At 67.9% G+C, this 25,647-nt stretch carries 29 protein-coding genes and 1 pseudogene; 12 read left to right on the forward strand and 18 right to left on the reverse strand.

Features of this window, described 5'->3' with window-relative positions:
- Positions 1-120: 120 nt before the first annotated feature.
- On the forward strand, positions 121-780 hold the full coding sequence (locus tag ACFVVM_RS07070) for a TetR/AcrR family transcriptional regulator (protein WP_387614010.1): 660 nt from the start codon (positions 121-123) through the stop codon (positions 778-780).
- Here the strand turns inward: ACFVVM_RS07070 and ACFVVM_RS07075 are convergent.
- Genes ACFVVM_RS07075 through ACFVVM_RS07085 form a run of 3 tightly spaced genes read right to left on the reverse strand, consistent with a single transcriptional unit; the run spans position 723 to position 2,943 of the window.
- Complete coding sequence (locus tag ACFVVM_RS07075) at positions 723-1,391, reverse strand: TetR/AcrR family transcriptional regulator (RefSeq protein ID WP_387614013.1); 669 nt, start codon at positions 1,389-1,391, stop codon at positions 723-725. The genes ACFVVM_RS07070 and ACFVVM_RS07075 overlap by 58 nt on opposite strands.
- On the reverse strand, positions 1,385-2,473 hold the full coding sequence (locus tag ACFVVM_RS07080; protein WP_387614016.1) for an NAD(P)-dependent alcohol dehydrogenase: 1,089 nt from the start codon (positions 2,471-2,473) through the stop codon (positions 1,385-1,387). The genes ACFVVM_RS07075 and ACFVVM_RS07080 overlap by 7 nt, the downstream gene beginning before the upstream one ends.
- The gene (locus tag ACFVVM_RS07085) at positions 2,473-2,943 is read right to left on the reverse strand and encodes a DUF4334 domain-containing protein (protein ID WP_387614019.1); all 471 of its coding nucleotides are present in this window, start codon (positions 2,941-2,943) and stop codon (positions 2,473-2,475) included. Before ACFVVM_RS07085 ends, ACFVVM_RS07080 begins: the two co-directional genes overlap by 1 nt.
- 91 nt (positions 2,944-3,034) lie before the next feature.
- Between ACFVVM_RS07085 and ACFVVM_RS07090 the strand changes: the two genes are divergently transcribed.
- Complete coding sequence (locus tag ACFVVM_RS07090; RefSeq protein WP_387614021.1) at positions 3,035-3,598, forward strand: TetR family transcriptional regulator; 564 nt, start codon at positions 3,035-3,037, stop codon at positions 3,596-3,598.
- Positions 3,599-3,604: 6 nt separating this feature from the next.
- Here ACFVVM_RS07090 and ACFVVM_RS07095 read toward each other — a convergent pair whose 3' ends face one another.
- Positions 3,605-3,973 (reverse strand): DoxX family protein, encoded by a 369-nt coding sequence (locus ACFVVM_RS07095; protein ID WP_387616781.1) that lies wholly within the window; start codon positions 3,971-3,973, stop codon positions 3,605-3,607.
- A gap of 94 nt (positions 3,974-4,067) precedes the next feature.
- On the opposite strand from ACFVVM_RS07095, the gene ACFVVM_RS07100 reads away from it, so the two are divergent.
- The gene (locus tag ACFVVM_RS07100; RefSeq protein WP_387614024.1) at positions 4,068-4,958 is read left to right on the forward strand and encodes a sigma-70 family RNA polymerase sigma factor; all 891 of its coding nucleotides are present in this window, start codon (positions 4,068-4,070) and stop codon (positions 4,956-4,958) included.
- A 95-nt stretch (positions 4,959-5,053) separates the two neighbouring features.
- Here the strand turns inward: ACFVVM_RS07100 and ACFVVM_RS07105 are convergent, their stop codons facing one another.
- Positions 5,054-5,548 (reverse strand): winged helix-turn-helix transcriptional regulator, encoded by a 495-nt coding sequence (locus ACFVVM_RS07105; RefSeq protein ID WP_387614027.1) that lies wholly within the window; start codon positions 5,546-5,548, stop codon positions 5,054-5,056.
- A gap of 91 nt (positions 5,549-5,639) precedes the next feature.
- Between ACFVVM_RS07105 and ACFVVM_RS07110 the strand changes: the two genes are divergently transcribed.
- On the forward strand, positions 5,640-6,305 hold the full coding sequence (locus tag ACFVVM_RS07110) for a dihydrofolate reductase family protein (RefSeq protein WP_387614030.1): 666 nt from the start codon (positions 5,640-5,642) through the stop codon (positions 6,303-6,305).
- A gap of 30 nt (positions 6,306-6,335) precedes the next feature.
- Here the strand turns inward: ACFVVM_RS07110 and ACFVVM_RS07115 are convergent, their stop codons facing one another.
- Both ACFVVM_RS07115 and ACFVVM_RS07120 read right to left on the reverse strand, forming a co-directional pair.
- Positions 6,336-7,583, reverse strand: coding sequence for an NADH:flavin oxidoreductase/NADH oxidase family protein (locus ACFVVM_RS07115; protein ID WP_387614032.1), 1,248 nt, complete (start codon positions 7,581-7,583; stop codon positions 6,336-6,338).
- Complete coding sequence (locus tag ACFVVM_RS07120) at positions 7,583-8,404, reverse strand: SDR family NAD(P)-dependent oxidoreductase (protein ID WP_387614035.1); 822 nt, start codon at positions 8,402-8,404, stop codon at positions 7,583-7,585. The genes ACFVVM_RS07115 and ACFVVM_RS07120 overlap by 1 nt, the downstream gene beginning before the upstream one ends.
- A gap of 150 nt (positions 8,405-8,554) precedes the next feature.
- On the opposite strand from ACFVVM_RS07120, the gene ACFVVM_RS07125 reads away from it, so the two are divergent.
- The gene (locus tag ACFVVM_RS07125) at positions 8,555-9,157 is read left to right on the forward strand and encodes a TetR/AcrR family transcriptional regulator (RefSeq protein ID WP_387614037.1); all 603 of its coding nucleotides are present in this window, start codon (positions 8,555-8,557) and stop codon (positions 9,155-9,157) included.
- A gap of 168 nt (positions 9,158-9,325) precedes the next feature.
- On the opposite strand, the gene ACFVVM_RS07130 is transcribed toward ACFVVM_RS07125, so the two are convergent.
- A complete protein-coding gene (locus tag ACFVVM_RS07130) occupies positions 9,326-10,309 on the reverse strand; it encodes an exodeoxyribonuclease III (protein ID WP_387614039.1) in 984 nt (327 codons plus the stop codon).
- A gap of 292 nt (positions 10,310-10,601) precedes the next feature.
- On the opposite strand from ACFVVM_RS07130, the gene ACFVVM_RS07135 reads away from it, so the two are divergent.
- Positions 10,602-12,011 (forward strand): PQQ-binding-like beta-propeller repeat protein, encoded by a 1,410-nt coding sequence (locus ACFVVM_RS07135; RefSeq protein WP_387614041.1) that lies wholly within the window; start codon positions 10,602-10,604, stop codon positions 12,009-12,011.
- A 190-nt stretch (positions 12,012-12,201) separates the two neighbouring features.
- On the forward strand, positions 12,202-12,336 hold the full coding sequence (locus ACFVVM_RS07140; protein WP_387614044.1) for a hypothetical protein: 135 nt from the start codon (positions 12,202-12,204) through the stop codon (positions 12,334-12,336).
- 145 nt (positions 12,337-12,481) lie between these two features.
- Here the strand turns inward: ACFVVM_RS07140 and ACFVVM_RS07145 are convergent, their stop codons facing one another.
- From ACFVVM_RS07145 to ACFVVM_RS07165, 5 genes are all read right to left on the reverse strand, one after another.
- A complete protein-coding gene (locus tag ACFVVM_RS07145; protein ID WP_387614046.1) occupies positions 12,482-13,246 on the reverse strand; it encodes an SDR family oxidoreductase in 765 nt (254 codons plus the stop codon).
- A 35-nt stretch (positions 13,247-13,281) separates the two neighbouring features.
- On the reverse strand, positions 13,282-14,244 hold the full coding sequence (locus ACFVVM_RS07150) for an RNA polymerase sigma-70 factor (RefSeq protein WP_387614049.1): 963 nt from the start codon (positions 14,242-14,244) through the stop codon (positions 13,282-13,284).
- A 68-nt stretch (positions 14,245-14,312) separates the two neighbouring features.
- Positions 14,313-14,651 (reverse strand): DUF732 domain-containing protein, encoded by a 339-nt coding sequence (locus tag ACFVVM_RS07155; protein WP_387614051.1) that lies wholly within the window; start codon positions 14,649-14,651, stop codon positions 14,313-14,315.
- Between the two features lie 192 nt (positions 14,652-14,843).
- Positions 14,844-15,638 (reverse strand): ABC transporter permease, encoded by a 795-nt coding sequence (locus tag ACFVVM_RS07160; RefSeq protein ID WP_387614053.1) that lies wholly within the window; start codon positions 15,636-15,638, stop codon positions 14,844-14,846.
- Entirely contained in the window at positions 15,635-16,552 is a 918-nt protein-coding gene (locus ACFVVM_RS07165; RefSeq protein WP_387614056.1) for an ABC transporter ATP-binding protein, read from the reverse strand. Before ACFVVM_RS07165 ends, ACFVVM_RS07160 begins: the two co-directional genes overlap by 4 nt.
- Positions 16,553-16,684: 132 nt before the next feature.
- On the opposite strand from ACFVVM_RS07165, the gene ACFVVM_RS07170 reads away from it, so the two are divergent.
- Together ACFVVM_RS07170 and ACFVVM_RS07175 are read left to right on the forward strand one after the other, a co-directional pair.
- Positions 16,685-17,827 carry a sensor histidine kinase gene (locus tag ACFVVM_RS07170; RefSeq protein ID WP_387614059.1) on the forward strand — a complete coding sequence of 381 codons (1,143 nt, stop codon included), beginning with the start codon at positions 16,685-16,687 and terminating at the stop codon, positions 17,825-17,827.
- Positions 17,824-18,480: a response regulator gene (locus ACFVVM_RS07175; protein WP_387614062.1), complete on the forward strand. Its 657-nt coding sequence runs from the start codon at positions 17,824-17,826 to the stop codon at positions 18,478-18,480. Before ACFVVM_RS07170 ends, ACFVVM_RS07175 begins: the two co-directional genes overlap by 4 nt.
- 374 nt (positions 18,481-18,854) lie before the next feature.
- On the opposite strand, the gene ACFVVM_RS07180 is transcribed toward ACFVVM_RS07175, so the two are convergent.
- The gene (locus ACFVVM_RS07180) at positions 18,855-19,289 is read right to left on the reverse strand and encodes an ester cyclase (RefSeq protein ID WP_387614064.1); all 435 of its coding nucleotides are present in this window, start codon (positions 19,287-19,289) and stop codon (positions 18,855-18,857) included.
- Positions 19,290-19,341: 52 nt separating this feature from the next.
- Complete coding sequence (locus ACFVVM_RS07185; protein ID WP_387614066.1) at positions 19,342-19,800, reverse strand: DoxX family protein; 459 nt, start codon at positions 19,798-19,800, stop codon at positions 19,342-19,344.
- Positions 19,801-20,035: 235 nt separating this feature from the next.
- On the opposite strand from ACFVVM_RS07185, the gene ACFVVM_RS07190 reads away from it, so the two are divergent.
- Together ACFVVM_RS07190 and ACFVVM_RS07195 are read left to right on the forward strand one after the other, a co-directional pair.
- Positions 20,036-20,890, forward strand: coding sequence for a sigma-70 family RNA polymerase sigma factor (locus ACFVVM_RS07190; protein ID WP_387616783.1), 855 nt, complete (start codon positions 20,036-20,038; stop codon positions 20,888-20,890).
- Between the two features lie 119 nt (positions 20,891-21,009).
- A complete protein-coding gene (locus tag ACFVVM_RS07195) occupies positions 21,010-21,906 on the forward strand; it encodes a DoxX family protein (protein WP_387614069.1) in 897 nt (298 codons plus the stop codon).
- Here ACFVVM_RS07195 and ACFVVM_RS07200 read toward each other — a convergent pair.
- The 3 genes from ACFVVM_RS07200 to ACFVVM_RS07210 form a co-directional block, all read right to left on the reverse strand.
- Complete coding sequence (locus tag ACFVVM_RS07200; protein ID WP_387614072.1) at positions 21,822-22,766, reverse strand: exodeoxyribonuclease III; 945 nt, start codon at positions 22,764-22,766, stop codon at positions 21,822-21,824. The genes ACFVVM_RS07195 and ACFVVM_RS07200 overlap by 85 nt on opposite strands.
- 160 nt (positions 22,767-22,926) lie before the next feature.
- On the reverse strand, positions 22,927-23,949 hold the full coding sequence (locus ACFVVM_RS07205) for a zinc-dependent alcohol dehydrogenase family protein (protein WP_387614074.1): 1,023 nt from the start codon (positions 23,947-23,949) through the stop codon (positions 22,927-22,929).
- 240 nt (positions 23,950-24,189) lie between these two features.
- On the reverse strand, positions 24,190-25,104 hold the full coding sequence (locus ACFVVM_RS07210; RefSeq protein WP_387614076.1) for a helix-turn-helix transcriptional regulator: 915 nt from the start codon (positions 25,102-25,104) through the stop codon (positions 24,190-24,192).
- Between the two features lie 232 nt (positions 25,105-25,336).
- Between ACFVVM_RS07210 and ACFVVM_RS07215 the strand changes: the two are divergent.
- Positions 25,337-25,582: pseudogene (locus ACFVVM_RS07215) on the forward strand (MFS transporter); the annotation flags it as partial.
- Positions 25,583-25,647: the final 65 nt, after the last annotated feature.

Raw genomic sequence — 25,647 nt, forward strand, 5'->3', positions numbered from 1 at the left:
TACGGTTTGTTGATTGCATCAGCTCGGACGCTCGTCGTCAATAGTGGATGTCTTCGGTCCGAGGCCGAGACCGCCGTCACAGTATCCCGCAAACAACCGTCAGGGCGTACGATTTCTCGGGTGACCGTGCAACGACCCCGCCGCACCCAGGCCGAGCGCCGGGCCTCGACCAGGGCCAGAATCTTGGCCTGCACCGCGGAATGCCTGCTCGAACGCGGCTACGCGGCCACCACCGTGAGCGCGGTGCAGGAGCGGGCCGGACTCGCCCGCGGCACCGTGCAGCACCACTTCCCCACCAGGGCAGAACTGCTCATCGCGGCGACCACCGAGGTCGTCGACATCCGGCTGGCGCGATTCCGGCACGAGGCCGAACTGCTCCCGCCCGGCCGCGACCGGCTGCAGTCCGTCGTCGATCTGGCCTGGCGCGATCTCAACAGCCCGGCCTTCTTCACCGCGCTGGATCTGTGGGTCGCCGCGCGCACCGACGCCGAACTGCGCGAACGGCTCGTGCACGAGGAGCGGCGGGTCTTCACCGAGATGCGCAGGCTCTACGTCGAGGTGCTCGGCGAGCCCTATGCCTCCGACCCACGCGCGGAGATCCTGGTCGAGTTCACCATCGACCTGCTGACCGGCCTGTCGATGACGGCCATGCTCACCGGCACCCTCGGTGAACGCGAGGCCGTCGTGCGGCGCTGGAAGCGCGCGCTGGCGGTGCTGGTGGGTCAGCTCCCCAGCGACGAGTTGCTCGACGGTTCCCCGTTGCCCGCCGCCGCGAACTGAGCGGCCGCCTGCCGGATTCCGGACAGGCCGGTCCAGTACAGCGCGACCGTGGTGTCGACCGCGTCGTCCTTCGGAATCGGCCGCCCGGCGTCGAGCCAGTGGCGCGCGGCCGCGTGACTGGCCCCGACCAGGCCGAACGCGCAGGTGTAGGCCCGTGCGTCCGGCATTCCCCGCGCGCGCAACTCGGCGCTGACCAGCACCGCGCATTCGGCCATCGCGTTGCGCACCCGCCACCGCACCACCGGTTCGCTGGGCACCGCCGATTCGAAGACCAGGGTGTGCCCGCCCGCGTCCTGGTCGACGAAGTCGAAGTAGGACAGCACGGCGCGCCGCACCTTCTGCTCCCCCGGCGGGCAGTTCAGCGCCTCGCGAGTGCCATCGACCATCCGGTCCAGATAGATCTGCAGCACGGCCAGATAGAGGTCCAGCTTGCTCGGAAAGTGCGTGTACAGCACCGGTTTGCTCATCCCGGCCCTGGTGCTGATGTCGTCCATGCTCGCGCCGTGATAGCCGTACACCACGAAGATCTCCCTGGCGGCGGTGAGCACGATCCGGCGTCGTTCGGCCCGGGCGGCTTCGGCCCGGGTGTCGCCGGGCAGGATGCTCACCATGTCAGCACCGGCTTGACCACTCGGCCCGCGCGCTGGTCGGCCAGCGCCGTGGCGATCTCGGCGTGCGGGTAGCGCGTGATGAGCCGCTCCACCGGGAACCGGCCCTCGGCGTGCAGGTCGAGCAGATGCGGAACGAACGCGGCCGGGACGCTGTCGCCTTCGAGGCAGCCACGAATCGTCTTGCCGCGCAGCACGATATCGCTGACGTCGATCGGCGGGGTACCGAGTCCGAGGCCGACGGCGACCACCGTGGCACCGATGCCGAGCGCGGCCACCGCGTCCCCGAGCACGGCCGGGATGCCGGTGGTGTCCAGCGCGTGGGTTGCGCCGCCACCGGTGAGTTCGCGGATGCGCGCCACGGTCTCTCCGTCGGCGGGGTCGAGCGCGGCTTCGGCGCCCAGTTCGAGCGCGAGTTCCCGACGCGCGGAGGACGTTTCGACGACGACCACCTGGACCCCGGCGATGGTGCGGGCGGCCAGCAGCGCGGCCATGCCGACCGCGCCCGCCCCGTACACGGCGAGCCACGCGCCCGGCTCGGGACGCAATGCGTTGAGCACCGCGCCCGCGCCGGTCTGGAAGCCGCAGCCGAACGGCGCCGCCAGCGCCAGGTCCACCGCGGGGTCGACCACGATGGTGTTGTCCTGGGTGGTCAGGGCGTAGCCGGCGAAGCTGGACTGGCCGAAGAATCCGTCCAGGATCGGCGCGCCGTCAACGGTCAGCCGGGGGAAGTCGTGGCCGCGGCGGCCGAACTGGTTGAGCGCGACGGACCGATGGCAGTAGGCCGGGCGTCCGGCGGTGCAGTTGGCGCAGGCGCCGCAGTGCCGGAACGTCAGCACCACATGGTCGCCGGGACGCGCGGTACGCACCTCGGGTCCGACCGCCTCGACCACGCCCGCGCCCTCGTGCCCGAGCAGGATCGGCCGGTCGGCGGCGCCGGCGCGGCGGGTCGCCAAGTCGGTGTGGCAGATCCCGGCGGCGGTGATCCGCACCAGGATCTCCCCCGCTCGGGGTTCGTCGATCTCGACCGGCTCGATCGAGAACTCCGCCTTCGGATCGCGGGACAGCACTGCCGTGGTGCGCATCAGGACACCCGTTCCAGCAGGAAGTAGAAGTGCTCGCCGCGGGACAGGACCAGCTCGGCGCGCCCGTTCATGATGCCCATCAGCGTGGTGGCGTCGAGCCATTTGAAGTGGTCGAACACGGCGCGGCCGTCGTAGACCATGGTCGCGGTGACCTCGCCGCGGAACTCGATGTTCCACAGCGTCGCCTCGCCCTGTCCCAGTTCGACATTCGAGAACAGCGTGCCGTCCTCGGCGCGACAGATCAGCGGCTTGGCATCGTCGACGGCGAGGAAGTCCTTGCCGTACCACCGGCTCGCGGGCAGGGCCCGGCACAGCGGATGACCGGTCTGGAAGGCGTCACCGTGCCAGGAGCCGAGGATCTCTTCGGCGCGGGCCGGGCGTAGCCGGGTCCACAGGTCGTCCAGTTCGGTGGTCGAGACCCCCTCGGCCTGTTCCCGGAGTTGTTGCCAGCGTGGCTTGTCCGCGCCCATCGTGTCCTCGTCTCACCGATCGCCAACCATGCGGTTCGCGAATCGACCATAGTTCCGAACCAGATGGTTCGGCAAGGGGTACCATTCGGCCATGCGTGCGGCAGGGGCGGCGACCAGGGAACGAATACTGGCCGCGGCGAAGGCGGAGTTCGCGCGGTATGGTATCGCGGGCGCCCGGATCAACCGGATCGCGGCGGCGGCGCGCGCCAGCAAGGACCGTCTCTACGCCTATTTTCCCGGGAAGAACGAACTCTACGCCGCGGTCACCGAGCGCTGGACCGGTGAGGCCAGCGCCGAGACCGCGCTCAGCGCCGAGGACGTGCCCGCCTACGTCGGCCGGCTGTTCGACCACTTCATCGCCCACCCCGACAATGCCCGCCTCCAGGCCTGGGCCGATCTGGAACCCTCCGGCGACCACATCGCCCAGGCACTGCGCGCCACGCTCGAGACCAAACACGCCGAACTGCGCCGCGGCCAGCGCGCGGGCCTGATCACCGCCGACATCGCCGCCCCCCTGCTGTTGCGCATGCTCACCGACCTCGCCCGCACCACCGCCACCCGCGCCCGCCTCGCCGCCGAACACTCCGGCGGCGATCAGCTGGCCGCCCAGCGAGCGGCGACAGTCCTTGCCGCCCAACGCATCACGGCCCCCTAGCCCGCGTCAGGATCCGGTCGCGAGGTCGATCATGTAGGCGGTCGCGGCGACGGCGAGCAGCAGGAACAGGCCAGGGAAGGCGATCTTGTAGAGCACGCGCGCTCGCAGATGCGCGATCACGGCGCCGACGAAGAACAGGATCAAACCCGCCCCGGCCGCTACGCCCAGCCACGGGATCACGGTCGCTCCGACGACGAGACCGAGCGCACCGGCCAGTTTCGCGGTCGCGAGGTAGGGCAGAGTGCTCGCGGGAAGGTGGACTTCGCCGGAGTTCTTCACCACGAACTCCGCCTTGGCATAGTCGGCGACGGCGATGAACGCGTTGGCCGCGATGCACGCGATCGTGGCGACGAGTAGGGCGTTTTGTAGGGTCATCGGCGGGGTGCCTCCTCTGGTGGCGTCGAGCATCGGAATCGAGATGGTGGTCTCGTCCATCCCGACGTCCCGCACTCCGGAAAGGTGACACCCGGTGGTTACAGCTGCCGAATTCGAAACAGAACGCCCGCGATTGACCGCGATCGCGTTCCGTCTGCTCGGCTCGATCCACGACGCGGAAGACGCCGTGCAGGCCACCTGGCTCAAAGCATCGACCGGCGACCCCGGTGAGCTCAGGAACCCCGCGGCCTGGCTGACCACCGTCGTGACCCGCATCTGCCTCGACCAGCTCAGGGCACGGCAGCGCCGACGGGAAGAACCCCTGCTCGCCGACCTGATCCCCGCCGAGGCGCTCGCGGCCGACGAGCACTATCTGCGACAGGAACGCGTCGGCCGAGCGCTGATGGTGGTCCTGCATCAGCTGACGCCGCCACAGCGCGTCGCCTACGTTCTCCACGATCTGTTCGACATCCCGTTCCATGCGGTGGCGGAGACGCTCGGCACCAGCCCGGACAGTGCCAAGAAGCACGCCAGCCGCGCACGCGCCCGAATCACCCGGACCACCCCCGCCCAGCACGCCACCGCCCCGCCCACCGACCACGCGGTCATCGATGCCTTCCTCGCCGCGGCGGCCGGCGGCGACATCGACCGAATGCTGTCGCTGATGACCGCGGACTGTGTCCGAACCGCCGATCCGGCCCTCCTCCCACCCGGCACACCCTCGATCGTCTCCGGCGCCGCCGCGGTCGCCGAGGAGACGACCCGATTCGCCGACCGCATCAGAGCGAGCACACCGATGCTCGTCGACGATCGATGGGCCCAGGTCATCGCTCCGGGCGGTCACCTGCTCGCGATCATCGACATCGTCACCAGCGGCGGACGAGTCGCCCGGATCGACATCAACCGAGCGTCGGCGGGGACAGAATGCGCGATGCCGTCGACCCCGATCACCGCCGCGTGGGCATCCAGGTACATGTCCCCGTAGAGCCCTCGGGCGTCCGGCCGGACAAGTCGATCCCTTACCGGTGAAGCGAGGCTGGCCAGGGCGCACAGCTTCCATGGCGGCCGCCCTGGACTGCGCTATCGGTTCAGCGCCGCCTCGTACGCCGCTTGCAGTTGCGCGGAAGCGCGGGGAGCCCACGGATCAGGCCGCGGGATGCCCAGGTGGAGCTCACGCAACTCGTCCATCAGCCCGTCCACCAGTTCCGGCCCCCCGTCGCGCAGCAGCTCGACGCGGACCCGCAGCTCTTCGGTACCGTCCCGGTGCGCAAGGCCCCATGTCCCGAGTGCGACCAGGATGGGCAAGGTCTGGATGCCCGCCTCGGTGAGTGAATAGGAGCCGCGCTGACCCCGGACGGCCTCGGCCTTGGTGAGCAGCCCGGCCTCGACGAGCGACCGCAGCCTGCTGCTGAGAATGTTGGAGGCGATCCCCTCCTCGGAGTGGGTGAGCAGGTCCCGGAAGCTGCGCCGATTACCGAAGATCACATCGCGCAGCACGATCAGACTCCACGGATCGCCGAGCGCCTCCACCGTGGCATTGATCGCGCAACCACTGCGTGGTCCCTTCGTGCGCATCCGGCTCCTTCCAAGTACTTGCGAATCGCAACCACTACAGCGTAGCGTGCCTGAAGTAGTTGCAGATCACAATCACTTGGAGGAAGTGGACATGTCGGCGGTACGGGTACACAACATGGGGATCTCGCTGGACGGCTACGCGACCGGCGAGGGCCAGTCGCTGGATGAACCCTTCGGTCATGCCGGGACACGACTGCTCGACTGGATGATCGACGGCACCAGATTCGGGCGACGCATCCACGGCGAGTCCGGGGGCCTGCGCACGGTGGACGACGCCTACGTCGAGCAGTGGCAGCCCGGAATCGGCGTCGAGATCATGGGCCGCAACAAGTTCGCGCCCCACCGCGGCCCCTGGACCGACCACGAATGGCGGGGCTGGTGGGGCGACGAACCGCCCTTCGGCACCCCCGTCGTGGTGCTCACCCACCACCCACGACCCAGCATCGAGTTCGCCAACGGCACCGTCTTCCACTTCCTCGACGCCTCCCCGGCCGACGCCCTCGCGGCAGCCCGCCAATTCGCCGCCGAACGCGACGATCTCGGCGACGACGTCCGAATCGGCGGCGGACCGACCACCGTGCGGGAGTTCCTGGCCGCGGACCTGATCGACCACCTCCACCTGGCCGTCGTACCGATCGTGCTGGGACGCGGCGAACGACTCTGGGACGGCCTCGAAGCCATCGAAGACCGATTCCACGTCGAGTCCGTCAGCTCACCCAGCGGCGTGGTCCACGTGACTTTCACCCGCGAGGCGTGAGCACATGCGGGTAGAAGCGAGGCATCGGCACTAGCTGCGGCCACCGCGTTTCGGTCGCAGGAGGTCGGCGCCGTTGCGTCGTAGCGCGCTCGCCGCGGTCTGCCACCAGGCACGCTTCAGGTCGGGGTCGTGTCCGTTGCCCAGTCGATGCAGTTGATCGGTGTGCCACTGCAATTCGACGAGGCTCTGCAGTGGGCGGATCCGTGACGCGGTCGCGAACGGTACCCGGACCCTGCCCTCGGCCAGTCGAGTGCGACGTTCCCGCAGCACGGTGTCGCCCGCATCGGGGTCGAGACAGGTGGGCCGACCCAGTCCGACCATGTCGCAATCACCAGAGGCGACCGCTTCCCGCATCGCCGTCACCGTCCGGAAGCCGCCGGTGACCGCGACCGGGACCGAACCCGCCAGCTCGGCGACGGTGCGCGCGTAGTCGAGGAAGTACGCCTCCCTGGCCGAGGCCGACGCCGTGACCGGACCCATCATCGCGGGACTCTCGTAGGAACCCCCGCTGATCTCGAGCAGGTCGATTCCCTCGGCGACCAGCGCCGACACCACATCGCGGGACTCGTCCTCGGTGCAGCCGCCCCGCTGGAAGTCGGCCGAATTCAGTTTCACGCCAACGGCGAACCCCGGATTCACCCGAGACCGGACCGCGCGCACGATCTCGAGCAGGAACCGGCGCCGTCGCACCGGATCGCCACCCCATTCGTCGTCGCGCTGGTTGGTCGATGGCGAGAGGAACTGGGTGATCAAGTAGCCGTGCGCGGCATGGATCTGCACACCGGCGAAGCCCGCGGCCTCGCACACGGCGGCCGCGTCGGCGAACCGGGTGACGATCTCCTCGATCTCCGGTCCGGTCAGCGCCCGCGGCCGGGTCGCGCCGGGGACATCGAGCGCGATCGCGCTCGGTGCGACAGGAGTGGTGCGAGCGAGCGGGTTCGACTGACGCCCTGGATGATTGAGCTGCACCCAGCACGCGGTGTCGACGCGGTCGAACGCGGACGCCACACGGCGGAGCTGTTCGAGGTGCCGGTCGTCTTCGATGACCATGTTGCCCGGCTCGCCGAGATGGCCTCGGTCGACCATCACATTGCCGGTCACCACCAGGCCGAAGCCACCGCTCGCCCACCGCCGGTAGAGCTGTTCGAGCGCGGGGGTCGGACCGTGGCCGGCGTCGGCGAGCGCCTCGCTCATCGCCGATTTCATGATCCGGTTGGGCAGGGACGCACCGCAGGGCAGTGCGAGCGCATCGGTCAGCGCGATGGTGGTGTTCGACATCAGTTGTTTCCTTTTCCGCGCACCAGCGCGCGCACCGCCGGGTGCAGCCCGGACACTTTCTCGTAGATTCCCGCGGCGCCGCGGGTGGTGGCGAGGGCACCGGCCAGCCAACTCGGCGCATACACCGACGACGATCGGCGGGCGATGCCCTCGACGATGGCCTTGCCCGCCGCGTCGACGGGAGCAGGACGGCCGATCGGGCCCGGCATCGCCGCCCAGATGTCGGCGACGTGGGCGATCGCGTTGTGCGCCATGGGCGTATCGATCACGCCGAAGTACGCGACACCGACCGCGATACCCGTCGGCGCGAGTTCGATCCGTAAGCTGCGCGCGAATCCGTCGACCGCGTGCTTGCTCGCCACATACGACGCGATCGTCGGCACCGGGACGAGCCCGGCCACCGATGACACGCACAGCACGTAGCCCCTGGACTCGGCCAGGTACGGCAGCGCCGCGTGCACGGTGTGGAACACGCCGAGCACATTCACCTCGAGCAACCGGGCGAACTGCTTCGATGTCGTCTGTGCGACGGTCGCCGACGGGTCCATCACACCCGCGTTGGCGACGACCACATCCAGTCGTCCGAAGTGTTCGGCCGCCGCGGCGACAGCGGCGGTGATCGCCGCCTCGTCGGACACGTCGGCGACGAAGGCCGCCGACGCACCGCCGAGTTCGGCGGCCAGCGCGTCGACGGTGTCGGCGACCCGGTCGACCAGCGCGACCCGGGCGCCGCGGGCGACGAGTTTGCGGGCCACGTCGGCGCCGATCCCCTGGCCCGCGCCGGTGATCAGGACAACGGCGTCCACGATCGAATCAGCCACATCAATTCCTTCTCGCTGTCAGTGACCGCCATCACGGCAAGTCGATGACTTGGAATGTACGGACCACTCCCCGACTCGGTCAAGTCAGTGACTTGGCACTGGGTGATTACCTATGCTCGCGGGTATGGAGACCATTCCGAAAGCGTCGCGATGAGCCGCAAGGCGACGACGCCCACCGTGGCGCGCGACGCGATTCTCGACGCGACCGTGGACTCCCTGGCCGAACACGGGTACGCGGGCATCTCCGTGCGCGCGGTCGCCCGCAGGGCCGGGGTGAGCCAGGGCGCGCTGCAGCATCATTTCCCCACCAGGACAGTGCTGGTGGAGGCCGCGTTGCTCCAGCTCGCGGCGCGATTGTTCGAGCAGGCCCAGAAGCGCATGCTCACGCTCCCCGATGCCCAGCCGCAGCGTGGTGAGGAAGTGCTCGACATGCTCTGGGAGATCCACAATCTGCCCATCGCCCACGTCATCACCGAACTGCTCGTGGCCGCGCGCACCGACACCGACCTGCGCGCCACCATCACCGCGGGCGTCGACACCGCCCACGCCCTGACCATCGCGATGGTCGAGCAGGCACTCCCCGATCTCGCCGCCCGACCCGACTTCACCGACTGGGTCCTCACCTGCGTGGCGACCATGCGGGGCCTGGTCGTCGTCGCGTCGCTGCCCACGGCACCGTCGAGCGGCGTCGACTGGCCGCAGACCCGCGCACTCCTCCTGCGCACCATCTCGACCCCGGCAGATCACGGGTAGGGCAGCGCCCCGACCGTCACGACGCCCTGACCAGCTCGAACGTGGCGGAAGGTCGAGACACGTCGAGGCCACCGACCTGATCCATCTTCCGAGCACCGATCTCGGCCCGTTCGAATGCCTCGGCTGCACCGAGCACCCTCGAGAGCCAAGCGCCGTCGCTGATTCCCGTTATGAACCCACAACACGCGCTGACGGCCCGGAGTTGATCCCCAGGTCACCCGCGTTCCCATCTTCGATATGCCCCGCCGAGGGCACCAGAACTTCTCGGTCGGGCATTGCCGAGTAGGTCACCACGAGTGGAGCATGATCGGAGAGCCGCTCGGCGGGCGACGGTTCCTTGTCGACGACGACAGACGTGGCCAGGCGGGCGAGACCGGGTGTCGCGAGCTGGTGGTCCACCCGCCAACCCACATCCTTGGCGAACGATCGACCCGCCCAACTCCACCACGTGAGCGGACCCGGACGATCACCGTGCACCTGTCGCACCACATCGACGAGCCGACGCGTGCCGAGAACCGAACTGAACCACTCACGGTCGACAGGCAGGAACCCGTCCATCGTGCGAGCGGCACGCCAGTTGGTCACATCATGGCGGGTGTGCGCGATGTTCAGATCCCCGGTGAGCACGAACTCACGTCCCGCACTCAGCGCCGCGAGCCGGTTCCGATGCACTTCACGGGCGAACGCCGCGAGGAACCTCTGCTTCCGTTCATACTTGACCCCACCATCGGGCTGTTCACGCATCGACCCCGGACGCTGCAGATGCGCGGGCAGACCACCCTTGGGCAAATAGAGACAGCCCACCGTCACCGGCCGGTCGGCCAAATCGACCTCGATATAGCGTCCCTGTGCGGCGAACTCACCGAGTCCGCGGGCCCTGGGAGGGTGGGTCACCCACGTCCGCACGGCAGCGGCGGGAACCCTCGTCAGTACGGCCACACCGTTACGACCGGCCACCGAACCCACATCCACCGCCGCCGAATACCCCGGGAAGGCGCCCAACTCAGCTGCGGGACAACGCAACTCCTGCAACGCGACCACATCGACCGACCGCGCCCGCAACCACTGGTCGAAACCACGACGACGTGCCGCGCGGATTCCATTCACGTTGAACGTGGCGACAGTGAGAGAATCAGCGACCGACGAACCCATGGCAACACTGTGCCGGAGTCCCCCGTCACCCGCACGGGCAGCACCGGTACGCGACTTCATGGTGCCCGACACCTTGGACCTGCTCCCCGCCACCCGACTCCTTCGATGCGCACGGCTGCTGCCGTGCATCGGGCTGCCCAGCCGGGGGCCTGGGAGTGCAGCCTCATTCCACTGCAACCAAGGCAAACTCGGGGCAAGTTCACCCGCACCCGCTGAACTGACAGACGATGGGAGAGCAAAGGTTTCGTACGCTGGCTATTGCTGAGGTCAGGCTTGATACGCTCGATCGGCCGTGGCAAGGGATACGGCACGCGAGTATCAGGGGGCGAAGTTGCGCAGGTTGGCTACTGCTGGGGTTGTCGTAGCGGCGTTGAGCGTCTCAGCATGTGCCACAGAGCAGCAGGGTCATCCCACCCCCGTCCCATCCTCATCGTCGGCGCCAACCACGACCACAACGCCCGTGAACCGGCCTGCCGTGTGGTCGATCGACTTCGATCTCGGCGCAGCAGAGGTCGCCGTGGTGGGCGACGTGGTCATCACTCCGCGCAAGAGCTCCTTCATCGCGGTGGACCGTGCCTCCGGCCGTGAGCGGTGGCGCCGAGATCAGAAGATCACCAACGGAGTGGGATTCGAGTATCGGATCAGCGGCGAGCTGGTCGTGCTCTCCGAGCGTCGAGCCGCATCCAGCGACCCCACCTTGTTCGAAGTGATCGAGGTGGCCACCGGCCGCACCCGGTGGCAGGCCAGTGCGAATTACCTGAACGTCTATGGTGACGCGGTGTACCAGACCCAGTGCACGGCAATGGGTACGTCCGACGTGCAGTGCACGACGATGCGACACGACATCGCCGATGGAAAGGCGACGTGGCCGCGCCCCGCGGACGGCACACTCGGCGATGACAAGATCGGAACCTGGCACCAGCAGGCTCCACCGGAATCCGAGCATCTACCCATCTGGGTGGGGTCATCGCCGGCGGGTCCCGAAGACCGGCCGTGGGCCTCGGTAGCGACCGCCACCGGTCACGTTCTCCCTGGACGCAGCGCCAATCACGCCTGGTACGCCTTCAGCGTCGGCGAGCTGCTCATCAACACCGACCACGACCGGAACGAGGACCGCTGCGAAATCGCCCTGGAGGCGATCAACGGCTCGACCGGAACCCGACAGTGGTCCGCATCTGTACACGGCGGCCGACGCAAAGAGAACAACGAATGCCAGAAGAGGCTGAGCGGGTCGGAGCTCACCCCGGTAATCGGCACCGGCTCGAGGATCGCGGCCGTCACCGCTGACGGAACTCCTCAACTGTTCGATCTGACAACGGGTTCCACGGTCTGGACGGCCTCCGATCGCGGCACTCCCCTGGACGGTGACGAACGATCGCTTCTGGTCAGCGAATTCGCCGACCAGGGCGCCTTGTCACTCCTGGATCTCGAGACCGGGAAGACGAAGTGGTCGGTACCCGATCCGGGATTCGCCCCCTACCCGAGCGACCGGACGACTTTTCTGGTCGGCGATCGTGTTGTCGTGGGCGGCCCGATTCGGACCGGCGAATACGCCGGCCGACCGACCACGATCATCTACGACCGCGAAACGGGTCGCGAAATCGATCGGCATGTCGGCTGGCTGCAAGGTGCGGGTGCTGACTGGCTGGCACTGGCGGTGAGTACGGGCAGCGGGCCCGACGAACTCCAGTTCCATCGCTGACCACGGAAGAAGCAGCGGGCACGAATCGGGGTGAATCTCCTCGGTCCGAGCCGAGCGGCCGACTCCACCCCAGGTCCGTGAGGGCGACGCGGACCGCAGCGCGAGCACGAGCAGACCTGCTGGCAGCAGGACCGCGAGGCCGAGCAGCGCGAGCAGGATCGCGGCGGTCCGGGGCGCGAGGTGATCGACCATGGCGACGTGGACGAGGAAGTGCGGGACGGCCCAAACCGAGTACATGACCAGCGCGGTGCGGGTCAACCAGGGACTCATCCGGATGGTGGCCGCGCCGAGGACCACGGCGCTGGCCAGCGTCATCGCGCCGTAGTCGCGCATCAGATGCTCGTTGTAGGCCATACCCATGCCGACCACTTCGAGCGCGAAGAAACTCGCCGGGAAGAACAGCGCCCACACGCCGACAACCAGCTGGGACACGGTGAGGAACCCCAGGCCCGCACGAAGCCACCCGTACATCACCGGGCCCCTTCCCGCGCGGCGAGAAACTCCTCGAAGGTGATCCGCCCGTCCGCGCGCTCCGGCGTGAGCTGCTTGCCCGCGCGGAAGTCCCGGATCACCTTGCCGGGCAAAGGAACCGCCCACACCGGTCTGCGGCGGCCGACGGCCCGCAGGTACATCCGGGCCAGGTCGGTGGCCGCGTGTATCTGCGGGCCGCCCAGATCCGGTAGGCGGCCTCTCGCGGGACCCTCCGTGGTCGCGACGAGCCGACCGGCCACGTCGGTGACGTCGATCGGCTGGAAGGACACCTTCGACGGCATGACGGTGAACGGCAATTTCCGCTGGGCGTCGCAGATCTCGGCGATCAGATCGTGGAATTGCGTGGTCCGTAGGATGGTCCACGGCAGCCCGGATCGCTGAATCAGGGCTTCGCACTCCACTTTCGCGCGGTAATAGCCGAGCGCGTGGCCGTCGATACCGACGATCGACAGGTACACCAGGTGCGGCCGGCCCGACGCCTGCGCGGCCTCGATCAAGGCACGGGTCGCGGTCACATCACCGCGCCCATTGGTCGTGGCCAAATGGATGACCAGATCGACACCGTCGACCGCTTCTGCCAGCCCGCTGCCGGTGCGCAGGTCGCCGACCATCCAGGGGTGCGCCGCCGACGCACGTTCCGAGCGGGTCAACACCCGCACATCATCGCCCACATCGAGCAGCTGTGGCACCAGCGCGCGCCCGAGCCGACCGGTGCCGCCGGTGACCAATATCCGCTTCGTCATCTGTTCCTCCGTTGTGGCTGAAGAGCCTTGCACCACTAGGAACCGAACAGCTCCCCCGAATGTGACAGCCGATCCACCTGCGCACCGAGGAACCGGAGCTTGTCCGGGTTGGCGATGATCCGGATACAGCTGATCCGGCCGTCCACGATCTCCGGAACCAACACTCCGACCAGCGTCGACCCGTCCTGGGCCAACACCGCGGGCACGCCGTTCACTTCCCGCACCGCCAGGGCGAGACCCTCGCCGAACCGGCGCGCGGCGGTGGCAAGGTACCTGGCCACCCTGTCGGCACCACGGACCGGCAGCCGGGCGACAGCCGCGGCGCCACCGCCGTCGGCCACCGAGATGACATCGTCGGCCAGCATGCGCTCCAGACCCGTGAGGTCACCGCCGCGGGCGGCGTCGAGGAACCGTTCGACCAGGGCCCTGGTGTCGGCGGAGTCGGCGTTCTCCCGTGGCAGGTCGGCGGCAGCGACCCGCTTGCGGGCACGACTGTGCAACTGACGGCAGTTCGCCGCCGACAGCTCGATCAGCTCGGCCACCTCACGATGGCTGTACCCGAAGGCCTCACGCAGCACGAACACTGCCCGCTCCTGCGGCGTGAGCCGCTCGGCGAGCACGAGAAAGCCGAGCGAAACGGTGTCGCGCTGCTCGACCGCTTCCACAGGTCCCAGCGCACTGTCCGAGGTCATCACCGGTTCCGGCAACCACTGCCCGACATACCGTTCACGCCGACCGGCCGCCGAACCCAGCCGGTTCCAGCACAGGTTGGTGGTGACCTTCACCAACCACGCGGCCGGATCCCGGACCATGCCGGGTTCGGTGCCGTGCCATCGCAGAAACGCGTCTTGAACGATGTCCTCGGCGTCCGTGGCAGAGCCGAGCATCCGGTACGCCAGCCCGAAGATCCGTGACCGCTGCCGCTCGAACTCGCCGACAGCCGCATCGCCTCCGGCGTCCTCGGCCACCACCCACCATCCGTCCTCGACGTATTCCACTCACTGCGACACCGATACGCCGAATACTGGCACATCTCCTCGTGACCGTGTCGATGACGAGACCGTGGTCACGAGCCGAAATTCGGGCACAGATTCGTGGTCGCCGCGCTGACGAACAGCGTGCCCTGATCGAACTGGTAGCTCTCCTCGATCGCGGAAGTCTCGTCGAGCACGGACACGCCGGCACGCAGGCGTTTACACGTCGCGTGGCCCGCGGCGACCATCTCCTCCTCCGTCTTCCCCGGCAGGACCGCGTCGTTGATCCTGATCTCCTCGAGGAACGACGCGTCGTCGGCGCTGATCTCGGCGTCGACGGTGCGGGCCTTGGTGACGTCGGCGCTGCGGGGCTCGGTTGCCGGGTCGCATCCCGCGACCGCGGCACCGAGAACCGCGAGCGCCAAGCTCACCACTACCACCTTGGCACGCAACTGAATTCGGCGTACGGACATCGTGTTGCCTCTGATCTCGAGCAGGGGGACCGATTCCCTCGATCGATCCTCTCCGACACCGTTTCCGGTGTGACGTCAACGATCCCGCAGCAAGCGACTGTCCGAAACCCACCCCAGGGTTGGAGCGCCCCAACCCGAGGGTGAACCGGGCTATTTCACCTCGGAGCGGCGCAGCAGCACCAGGCCGATGGCGAGCGGGATGATGATCCAGATCATCGTGGTCGATCCGAGCTGTGCCCACTCCTGTGCCGAGGCGGTTCGACCCTCGAACAGTGCGATCTGCGTGTGGTTCCAGTCGATCCAGGGCTGGAGGTCGGTGAACCATTCCCGCACCCGGGCCAACAGCACCAGGATGCCGGAGAGCACGAACGACAGCGCGAAGTAGCCGACGATGGCGGCCGCGGAGTTGCGCAGCACCACGCCCAGGGTGAATCCGATGGCCATCCCCATCAGGTTGCCCAGGACGATCTGAACCGCGTGCGCCGGTCCGATGTTCCACACCGTGTCGGCTCCGGCGAGGGCGGAGCCGACCGAGTTGCCGACGGCTCCGATCGTGAACGCCACCAGCATGGAGACGATTCCGACGATGACGGTCGCGATCGCCTTGGCGCCGATGACTCGCCCCCGGCTGGGTACGAGTGTGAACGTCGTCAGTCCGCTGCGCTGACTCCACTCGCTGGTGACCGCGAGGATCGCGATCATGGGCAGGATCAGCGTCATCGGGAAGCCGAGCGCGGTGGCGAGGGTCTCGTAGCTGAGCTCGGGCGCGAAGATGACGGCGGCCGCGGTCGCCACGACCGAGAGGATGCCGATGCTCGTGAGCAGCCAGAAGCCCGAGCGTGTGTCGAACATCTTGCGCAGCTCGACGGCGGTGAGCCGGCTGGTCGGGATCGGAGGTATGGCGCGGTCGGCGGACGTGGTGGTCCGGATGGTCTGGGTGGTCATGCTGCTGCTCCCCCTTCGGGAATGTTGTTGTCGCGCTGGGATTCCGCGGTGAGCTCGAGGAACATCTCCTCCAGACCGGCGCCGTCCGCAGCGCGCAGTTCGGTCAGGGCGATACCGGCCGCGAACGCGACCCGGCCGACGTGGTGGGGGTCCGCGTGAGTGTGGAGCGAGCCGCCGCCCGGGGACGAGGCGCCGATGCCCGCGTCCGCGAGGGCGCCGGCCAGCCGGGTGTTGTCCGCGGACGAGACGACCGTCCCGGCGGTCGACAGCAGATCCTGCTTGGTCCCCGCGGCGACGATCCGGCCGTTCCCGATCACGACCAGGTCGTCGGCGATGACCTCGATCTCGTGCAGCAGGTGCGAGGACAACAGCACCGTGCCGCCCTGATCGGCGAACTCGCGTAACAGGTCACGCATCCAGCGGATGCCCGCGGGGTCGAGTCCGTTGGCGGGCTCGTCGAGGACCAGGACGGTGGGGTCGCCGAGGAGCGCGGTCGCGATGCCGAGCCGCTGCCGCATGCCGAGGGAGTAGTTGCGGATCCTGCTGTCGCCCTCCTTCTCCGTCAGCGACACCCGGCGCAACATCTCGGGCACCCGGCTGGTCGGCAGCCCCATGGTGCGGGCCGCGACGGTGAGCACCTCGCGGCCGGTGCGGCCGGCGTGCTGGGCCGAGGCATCGAGGAGTACGCCGATCTCCCTGCCCGGGTTCGGCAGGTCGGCGTACCGGCTGCCGAGCACCTCCGCGTGGCCGGAGGTGGCTGGGCTCAGGCCGACCATGATCCGCATCGTGGTCGACTTGCCTGCCCCGTTGGGGCCGAGGAAGCCGGTCACGCGGCCCGGTCGGGCGGTGAACGAGACGTTGTCGACGGCGGTCACGCCGCGATAACTCTTGGTCAGGTGGTCGACGGTGATCATGAGTAGAAGCCTCGCCCCTACCGACTCCCGCCACATCGGCGTCGAGGCCGGATCCGCCCCGCCCATGGGACGAGGCGGCGTCTCGTTCTTCCGGAGGGTCTCAGACGCCTCGGCAGTCCCTACGCTGAGTGGGTGATCCCCACCGCCCTGCGCTCGCTCTGGGACGAGCCCCGCGCCGCCGACCCGCCTGAACAGACGTGGCGCGACTGGGTGCTGGTCGGCGTGGTGATGGTGACGGCGCTGCTCGAAGGAACCTTCCGCGAGGACGTCACCTGGCGACCGCTCGTGACGATCGTGACGGTCGGACTCGCGCCGGTGCTGCTGTGGCGGCGGACCCATCCGTTGGTCTGCGTCGTGGTGGGCTTCGGCACCGGCATGGCGTTGGCACTGGCGAGCCAGCTGGCCGGAATCCCGGGTGTGGGCCTGCACACGATGAGCTTCATCCTGGTGCTCGTCTACGCGCTGGTCCGCTGGGGTTCGGGGCGTCAGATCGTGATCGGGCTGGCGGTGGTGGCGGTCGGTGCGGCAGTGAGCATCGCGACCGACTACACCGGGCCGACCGAGCTCTTCGGCGGGCTCGCCGTCCTGGCGGCGGTGGCGGCGGGAGGAGCGGCGTTCCGCTATCGCGCCGAGAGCTGGCGCCGGGCGCTCGACCAGGTCCGCAGCCAGGAGCGCGTCGGCCTCGCGCGCGAACTGCACGACTCGGTCGCCCACCACGTCTCGGCGATCACCGTGCAAGCGCAGGCCGGCCGGGCGATGGCAAGGAAGCGACCTGAAGCGGCACTCGAGGCGCTTTCGGTCATCGAAGGCGAAGCGTCGCGGGCGCTGGCGGAGATGCGGGCGATGGTCCGGGTGCTGCGCGACGGAGCACCGGCGGAGTACGCTCCCCAACCCGGCGTCGCCGACCTGGTGTCCCTCGCCCGCCGCGACCCGGACCCCGTCGTCGACGTCGAGTTGGCCGGTGATCTTGCCGGACTACGGACCCAGGTCGACGCAGCCGTGTACCGGATAGCGCAGGAGTCACTGACCAACGCGCTACGGCACGCCCGAAACGCCTCACGGGTGGAGATCCAGGTCGCCGAGAGCGCGGGAAGGCTGCGGATCCGCGTGACCGACGACGGCCGGATCGACCCGGCGCGGCCGACGACTCACGGCTTCGGACTGCTCGGAATGACCGAGCGTGTGCGGCTGCTCGGCGGCACGCTGCGCGCCGGGCCGATGCCCGGGGGCGGGTGGGCGGTCGACGCCGAGCTACCGACGGAGACACCCCGATGACAGTGCGCGTGCTGGTGGCCGACGACCAAGACCTGGTGCGCACCGGCCTGTCGATGATCCTCGACGCCGAGCCCGACATCGAGGTCGTCGGCCAAGCCGCCGACGGCAAGACCGCCGTCGAACTGGCACGTCAGCTCCGCCCCGACGTGTGCCTGGTCGACATTCGGATGCCCGGGCTGGACGGCATCGAGGTGACCGAACTCCTTGCGGGACGGGATGTCCTGGACCCGATCGCGGTGGTCGTGATCACGACCTTCGACCTGGACGAGTACGTCCACGGCGCGCTTCGAGCCGGCGCCCGAGGATTCCTCCTCAAGGACGCCGGGCCCGAACTCCTGGTGCAGGCCGTCCACGCCGCCGCCGTCGGCGATGCCCTGATCGCGCCGAACATCACCCGCCGACTGCTGGCGACCCTCGCCACGGGGACCCCATCGAAACCCCGTCCCCAACCGACCACCCCGCTCACCCAACGCGAGGAAGAAGTCCTGAAACTGGTCGCCATCGGCCGCACGAACGCCGAGATCGCCACCGAACTGTTCATCGGTTTGACCACCGCCAAAACCCACGTCGCCAGCCTGCTGACCAAGCTCGGCGCCCGGAACAGGGTCGAGATCGCGATGTGGGCCTACGACACCGGCCGGGTGGGGCACTGAACGGGTAGGAACGGGCTCGAGCCGGCCGACCAGCCCTTCGGCCAGTGCCTACCCGCCGATCGCATTCCATCGCAGCAGTTGCGCGCTCACCATTTCGGGCGTGGGAACTCGAGGCGCGGGGGCCGCTCTCGATCATCTCGCTGCCTGTGCTCGAGAGCATCTTCGGCGAAGAAGTCCCGATCGCGGTGGACGAGTTCGTTGAACTCGCGGAGTCCCGCAGCCAGCCGCGCTTCAACCGTTGCGTCTTCACGCAGCTTTGCGAGATCCCGAAATCCTTCGCGATCCGCGTCAACGTTCCTCACAGGGCAGGAGTCAACCGAACAGGGGGGGCAGTCCCGTGCCTGCAGTGGGAGATGAATGATCGCGGCGACGACTCAGTGTGGATATGCGCCCAGCTGCCGTAGCAGGGAGAAGATGTCGACAACCCCCCATATCTGCGCGATCCGACCGTTCACGAAGTGGAACATGAACATCTCGTTGTATTCGACGCGTTTGCCGGTCGCTGCGATACCCATGAACTCTCCGCGGTGGGTGCCCGTTACCGTGGACCGACCGACGACCTTGTCGTCTTCGGCGACCATATCCTCGAGCTCGACATGAACGTCAGGGAAGACCCGCAGGAGGTTTGCCCACACCTGCTCGACAGCGGCCACCCCAGTCTCCGGAGTCGGCAGTGGAGTCCACAGCATGACGTCGGACCAGGCGATCTCACGGATTGTGCGTGAGATCACCTGGTGGTCACCGGTGTTCACGACTTCGTGAAATCGCCTGACGATCTCCTTGTTGGTGTTCTCCGTGGCGGGCGGCATCGGCTTCTCCTCGATTTCGGTAGGTCGTACTCGGAGAGGGGTAGTTGTACGGTCAGCTCCGCTGCGGGGCGGGACTCGTCGACCGCTTGTGCAGGGCGGGTGCGGATCGCCACCGGATCAGTTCGTGTGGGTCGGCGGGCCAGTTCACGGCCGCGACACACAACATGATCACCAGATGCAGTGGCGCCGATACCTCTTCGTAGACCGGCGCATCATCGATGACATGCGTTGTCACCGCGCCGGTGAGCAGCAGCACCAACCCCGCGGCGCCGAGGAATCTGGACTGCCGGCGCGGAACAACCAACAGAATCGCGCACACCAGCTCCATCGCCCCGACCAGGTAACGCATATTCGGGTCGAAGCCCCAGTCGGCGAACTTCTCGGAGTAGGCGGGCCCGAAGAAGGTCTCCCCCGGCCAGAATTTGGTCGCGAACCCGACGAAGAACTCGAAAGCCAGGAACCAATAGAAGCCGGTACGCAACCAGGTCGGCACAGTGCGGCGTTTCAGCATTTCATTCCTCCAGATGTGCAGAAGGGGCGGCGCCGGTCAGCCCCTTGGGATCGAGCCCGGCCTGTTGGCCACCCAGCTCGAACTGGACGTGGTACGGCTCGTCCATCACCGGGTACATCAGAATGTTCACTGGCGAGGTACCTCCTTTGTGTATCGCTGTCACACCGGCTCGGTCGGGCCGGTCAAAGGTACTGACAGATCTCCCGGGAGGAATGTGACCGATGGACCACACCGAATGGCTCAGCAAAGAATCGAGGCCAACAGAACGCACCTGCGCGCGGTGGCGTACCGGATGCTGGGGTCGGTCGCCGACGCCGAGGACGCGGTGCAGGAGGCATGGATACGACTGAGCAGAACCGACGTCTCCGACGTCGACAACCTGGCCGGCTGGCTCACCACAGTGGTCTCGCGGGTTTCGCTGAACGAGCTGCAGCGCCGCAAGAGCCGCCGAGAACAGCTTTCCGGCACCGACGTGGTCGACGACAGGGCCGAACGAGCCACCACGATCTCCCCCGAGCAAGAGACGATGATGGCCGATTCGGTCGGCTCGGCGCTCCTGGTCGTCCTCGATACCCTGTCCCCGGCCGAACGACTCGCGTTCGTATTGCACGACATGTTCGCTGTCCCGTTCGACGAGATCGCCGCGATCGTCGGCCGTTCCCCCACAGCGACGCGTCAACTCGCCAGCCGCGCCCGACGCCGGGTCCAGGGAATCGATCAACCCGCGGCGATCGACATCGCGCAGCGGAGTCAGATCGTCGACGCATTCTTACGTGCCGCACGAACGGGCCGGTTCGACACCCTCCTCGAACTCCTCGACCCCGATGTGGTGGTGCGTGCGGACAACACCGTCGTCGCGGCCGGAGCCGCGGCGGAAGTCATCGGCGCCGACGCCGTGGCCCGAACCTTCACCGGCCGCGCACAGGGCGCCCGACCGGCTCTGATCGACCGGGAGCCGGGTGCGATCTGGACGGTCGGCGGCCGCCCGCGCATCGTCTTCACGTTCGCGATCCTGGACTCGAAGATCGTCGGCATCGAGATGATCGGCGATCCGGAAAGGATCGTCGGCATGGCTCTGTCCGACTGGTGACGGCGATCGGCTCCGCCGTCACCAGGCCGCGCCCGCCTGTCACATCGGGGCTGTCCGCTCGGTCAGATCGGTGTCAATGGAATCCGCCGTGGTCGGCGGAACACTTTTCGAGGACCGATATGACCGAGATCCTGCGCACCGCAGCGAACAGCCGCTCCCGCAGCTTTGTCTACTGGATAACCACCGCGATCGTCGCGTTCGAATCCGTGATGGGCGGTATTTGGGACATTCTGCAGATCGATATCGTCCGCGACGTAGCCGTCGATCAGCTCGGATATCCGCCCTACATCCTGGTGATTCTGGGAGTCGCCAAGATCCCCGGAGCCTTCGTGCTGGTGGCGCCGCGGCTGCCCCGTCTGAAGGAATGGGTCTATGCGGGTGTCCTTTTCGTCTATCTCGGGGCGGCGATTTCACTGGCCGTCCAGGGCGATGCCGCCGCAGCGGGTCCGCTCGGTTTCGCCACGATGACTTGTCTGTCGTGGGCAACCCGTCCCCGGGACCGCAGGACCATCGCAACCGGATCATGGACACCAGGACGAACCGACTCCAGCGGCACACCGAGATCGGCGGCTACCGTCGGCTTCTGGGCGACGACCGGCGTCGTGGCCATCGTCCTCTTCAGCGGTGGCATGGCCGATCTGCTGGGACGCGGTGCGACGGTCGCGGGAATGCTGGAGCTGGGTTACCCCACGTATTTCATCACCATGCTCGGAGTTTGGAAGATACTGGGAGCCCTGGTGATTCTCGCGCCCCGCCTCGGACGCCTGAAGGAATGGGCATACGCGGGAGCGTTCTATAACTTCGCCGGCGCATTCGCTTCCCACATCGCGGCCGGATCAGCCGTCGAACACCTCTGGTGGCCGGCAACGTTCGCGCTGTGCGTACTGATCTCGTGGGCCCTGCGCCCCGCCTCGCGAAGCCTCACGGCGCATCACGTACGTGACATCCGACGCGATGCGTCGGCGCCTGACCCCGCCGAGGGCACCAGAACTTCTCGGTCGGGCATTGCCGAGTAGGTCACCACGAGTGGAGCATGATCGGAGAGCCGCTCGGCGGGCGACGGTTCCTTGTCGACGACGACAGACGTGGCCAGGCGGGCGAGACCGGGTGTCGCGAGCTGGTGGTCCACCCGCCAACCCACATCCTTGGCGAACGATCGACCCGCCCAACTCCACCACGTGAGCGGACCCGGACGATCACCGTGCACCTGTCGCACCACATCGACGAGCCGACGCGTGCCGAGAACCGAACTGAACCACTCACGGTCGACAGGCAGGAACCCGTCCATCGTGCGAGCGGCACGCCAGTTGGTCACATCATGGCGGGTGTGCGCGATGTTCAGATCCCCGGTGAGCACGAACTCACGTCCCGCACTCAGCGCCGCGAGCCGGTTCCGATGCACTTCACGGGCGAACGCCGCGAGGAACCTCTGCTTCCGTTCATACTTGACCCCACCATCGGGCTGTTCACGCATCGACCCCGGACGCTGCAGATGCGCGGGCAGACCACCCTTGGGCAAATAGAGACAGCCCACCGTCACCGGCCGGTCGGCCAAATCGACCTCGATATAGCGTCCCTGTGCGGCGAACTCACCGAGTCCGCGGGCCCTGGGAGGGTGGGTCACCCACGTCCGCACGGCAGCGGCGGGAACCCTCGTCAGTACGGCCACACCGTTACGACCGGCCACCGAACCCACGTCCACCGCCGCCGAATAGCCCGGGAACGTGCCCACCTCAGATGCGGGACAACGCAACTCCTGCAACGCGACCACATCGACCGACCGCGCCCGCAACCACTGGTCGAAACCACGACGACGTGCCGCGCGAATCCCGTTCACGTTGAACGTGGCGACAGTGAGAGAATCAGCCGAACCCATGGCAACACTGTGCCGGAGTCACACCGTCACCCGCACGGGCACCTCCGGTACGCGACCTCGGTGCGCGTCCTGCCTGCGAAATGCTTTTCCCCTGGCCAGTTGGGTTCCAACAGTGAGCGCATCCATTCGCGAGTTGGAAAGGCAGCGTCGCCCCTGTCGGTCAGAAGGTGAGCAACGTCTTGATCGCCTTGCGCTCGTCCATGGAACGGTAGCCCTCAGCCACTTGGTCCAGGGGAAGAACCTGGTCGAAAACCTTGCCGGGGTCGATCTTTCGGTTCCAGATGAGGTCGATCAGTTCGGGAAGGAACCGGCGCACGGGGGCGGGGCCGCCGAGGAGGTGGACTTCGGCGAAGAAGAGGTTGTCCAGGGGCAGGGCGACGTCGTGGGCGACGCCGACGTAGCCGATGTGGCCGCCGGGGCGGGTCGAGCCGATGGCCTGCATCATCGATTCGCGGGTGCCGACGGCTTCGATGACGCTGTGGGCGCCGAGGCCGTCGGTGAGATCCTTGATGGCGGCGATGCCCTCGTCTCCACGGGTTTCCACGATGTCGGTGGCGCCGAATTCGCGGGCCAGGGCCTGTCGGTCGGCGTGGCGCGACATCGCGATGATGCGTTCGGCGCCGAGCTGTTTCGCGGCCAGTACGCCCATGAGACCGACGGCTCCGTCACCGACCACGGCGACGGTCTTGCCGGGGCCCGCGGCGGCGGCGACGGCGGCGAACCAGCCGGTGCCGAGGACGTCGGAGGCCGCGAGCAGGGACGGGATTAGGTCTTCGTCGGGCTGTGCGGGAGTGGCCACGAGGGTGCCGTCGGCGTAGGGGATGCGCGCCTTCTCGGCCTGGGTGCCGATCGCTCCGGCGACGAAAGAGCCGTGTACACACCGGGATTGGTAGCCGTCACGGCAGATCGGGCAGGTGTTGTCGGAGATGCAGAACGATCCGACGACGAAGTCACCGACCTTCAACATCAGCACATCTGCGCCGATCTCCTCCACGATCCCGACGTATTCGTGGCCCATCAGCGTGTGGTCCACCGGCTCGACACCCCGGTAGGGCCACAGGTCCGACCCGCAGATACAGGTCGCGGTGATCCGGATGACGGCATCGGTCGGGTCGATGACCTTCGGGCCCTCGCGGTCGACGACGCGCACGTCGCCGGGCGCGTACATCACTACTCCACGCATGACGTTGAGCCTCTCGGTCGTTGGCGGTGAATGAGCTCAGTCGGTGGTGATGGTGAGGGGCTGATCTGTGGCCGCGGTGAGGATGGCGTCGAGGCCGGTCTCGATCTCGCCGATCATGACGATCCCGGGGCTCGGAATACGGAACCCGTCCTCGCGGTAGTCGCTGCGGCCTTCACCCTCGGCCAGTGCGTGTGGTGAGACATCAGTCCTCCTCGGAATACGGGGGTTGGATCGGCTGAGTCAGTGCGGGACGATCCGTGCGGATTGCCCCGGTGTGGGGGCGGCGAGATTGGTCGCGCTCCAGCTGGCCAGCAGTGAGAGGGCATCAGCCGACGGACTGCCGGGTTCGGGGCTGTAGAAGGTGAGGACCAGACCGGGCTCGGCGGGCAGCGGCATCGTTTCGTAGGCGACCTCGAGCTCGCCCACCACCGGGTGGTGGAAACGTTTGGTGCCGGTGTAGTGCAGGCGCACATTGTGTTTGGCCCAGCGGACCCGGAATTCGTCGCTGCGCGTGGATAGTTCACCGACCAGGTCGGAGATGGTGCGGTCATACGGATCGCGGCCCGCGTCGGTGCGCAGCAGGTTGACCGCGTTGTCGGCGGCCTGATCCCAGTCGGGGTAGAACTCGTGGGCTTTCGGGTCCAGGAAGCAGAACCGCACGAAGTTCACCGGCGTGGCGATGTCGGGCCGGTCCGGGTCGGGGTACATCGGCGCGTAGAAGGCGTAGGCGAGCTGGTTCGCGCACACCAGGTCCTGGCGGGCATTGCGCACGAACGCGGGCACCGTCGAGGCGTCGAGCAGGCGCTGCACTATCGGACGGGTGGTCTTGGTGCGGCGGGGCCGGGCGCGTTGCGGGCCGGTGGTGATCGCGCGGTGCAGGTCGAACAGGTGAGAGCGTTCGGCTTCGTCGAGTTCGAGGGCGCGGGCGATCGCGTCGAGGACCTGCTCGGAGACACCGGTGACCTTGCCGCGTTCGATCTGGGTGTAGTAGTCCACCGACAATCCGGCCAAGGTGGCGACCTCTTGGCGGCGCAAACCTTTCACCCGGCGCTTGGTGGCGTCATAGACCGGCAATCCGACCTGTTCGGGGGTGATCTTGGCGCGCCGGGACGCGAGGAACTCCCCGATCTGGGCCGCGCGTTGCTGGCTGTCCATGTCTGCGAGGCTACGGCCCAGCTCACCACCGGTGCCAGGTGCTGCGAGGGGGGTGTTGCCGGCACCCCTCTGGTCCTCACCTCCCACCCACGCCGCTTCCGGCGTTGCATGGATTCCGGACAGCGAACCAGCAGCGACGAAAGAGGCGGCAGTGACAACGCAGGCAACCCGGCTACCCAGCGTGGTCTACGTGCTCGGGGCAGGCATCTTCCTCATGGGCACCACCGAGTTCATGCTCGCGGGCCTGTTGCCCGAGGTGGCCGGCGACCTCGGCGTCGACATCGGCCAGGCCGGACTGCTGATCACCGCGTTCGCGGTCGGGATGATCATCGGCCCGCCGGTGATGGCGCTGGCCACCGTCCGGCTCCCGGCCAAGGCCACCCTGATCGGAGCCCTCGCGGTCTTCGGGCTCGGCCACGTCCTCGGTGCGGTGAGTGACTCGTTCACTGTCGTCACGGTCTCGCGCGTGGTCACCGCGCTGGCGACCGGCACGTTCTGGGCCGTCGGGGCCGTGACGGCAGCTCGCGCCGCCGGGCCGGGCGC

This window comes from Nocardia sp. NPDC058176 (assembly GCF_042883805.1).
Classification (GTDB): domain Bacteria; phylum Actinomycetota; class Actinomycetes; order Mycobacteriales; family Mycobacteriaceae; genus Nocardia.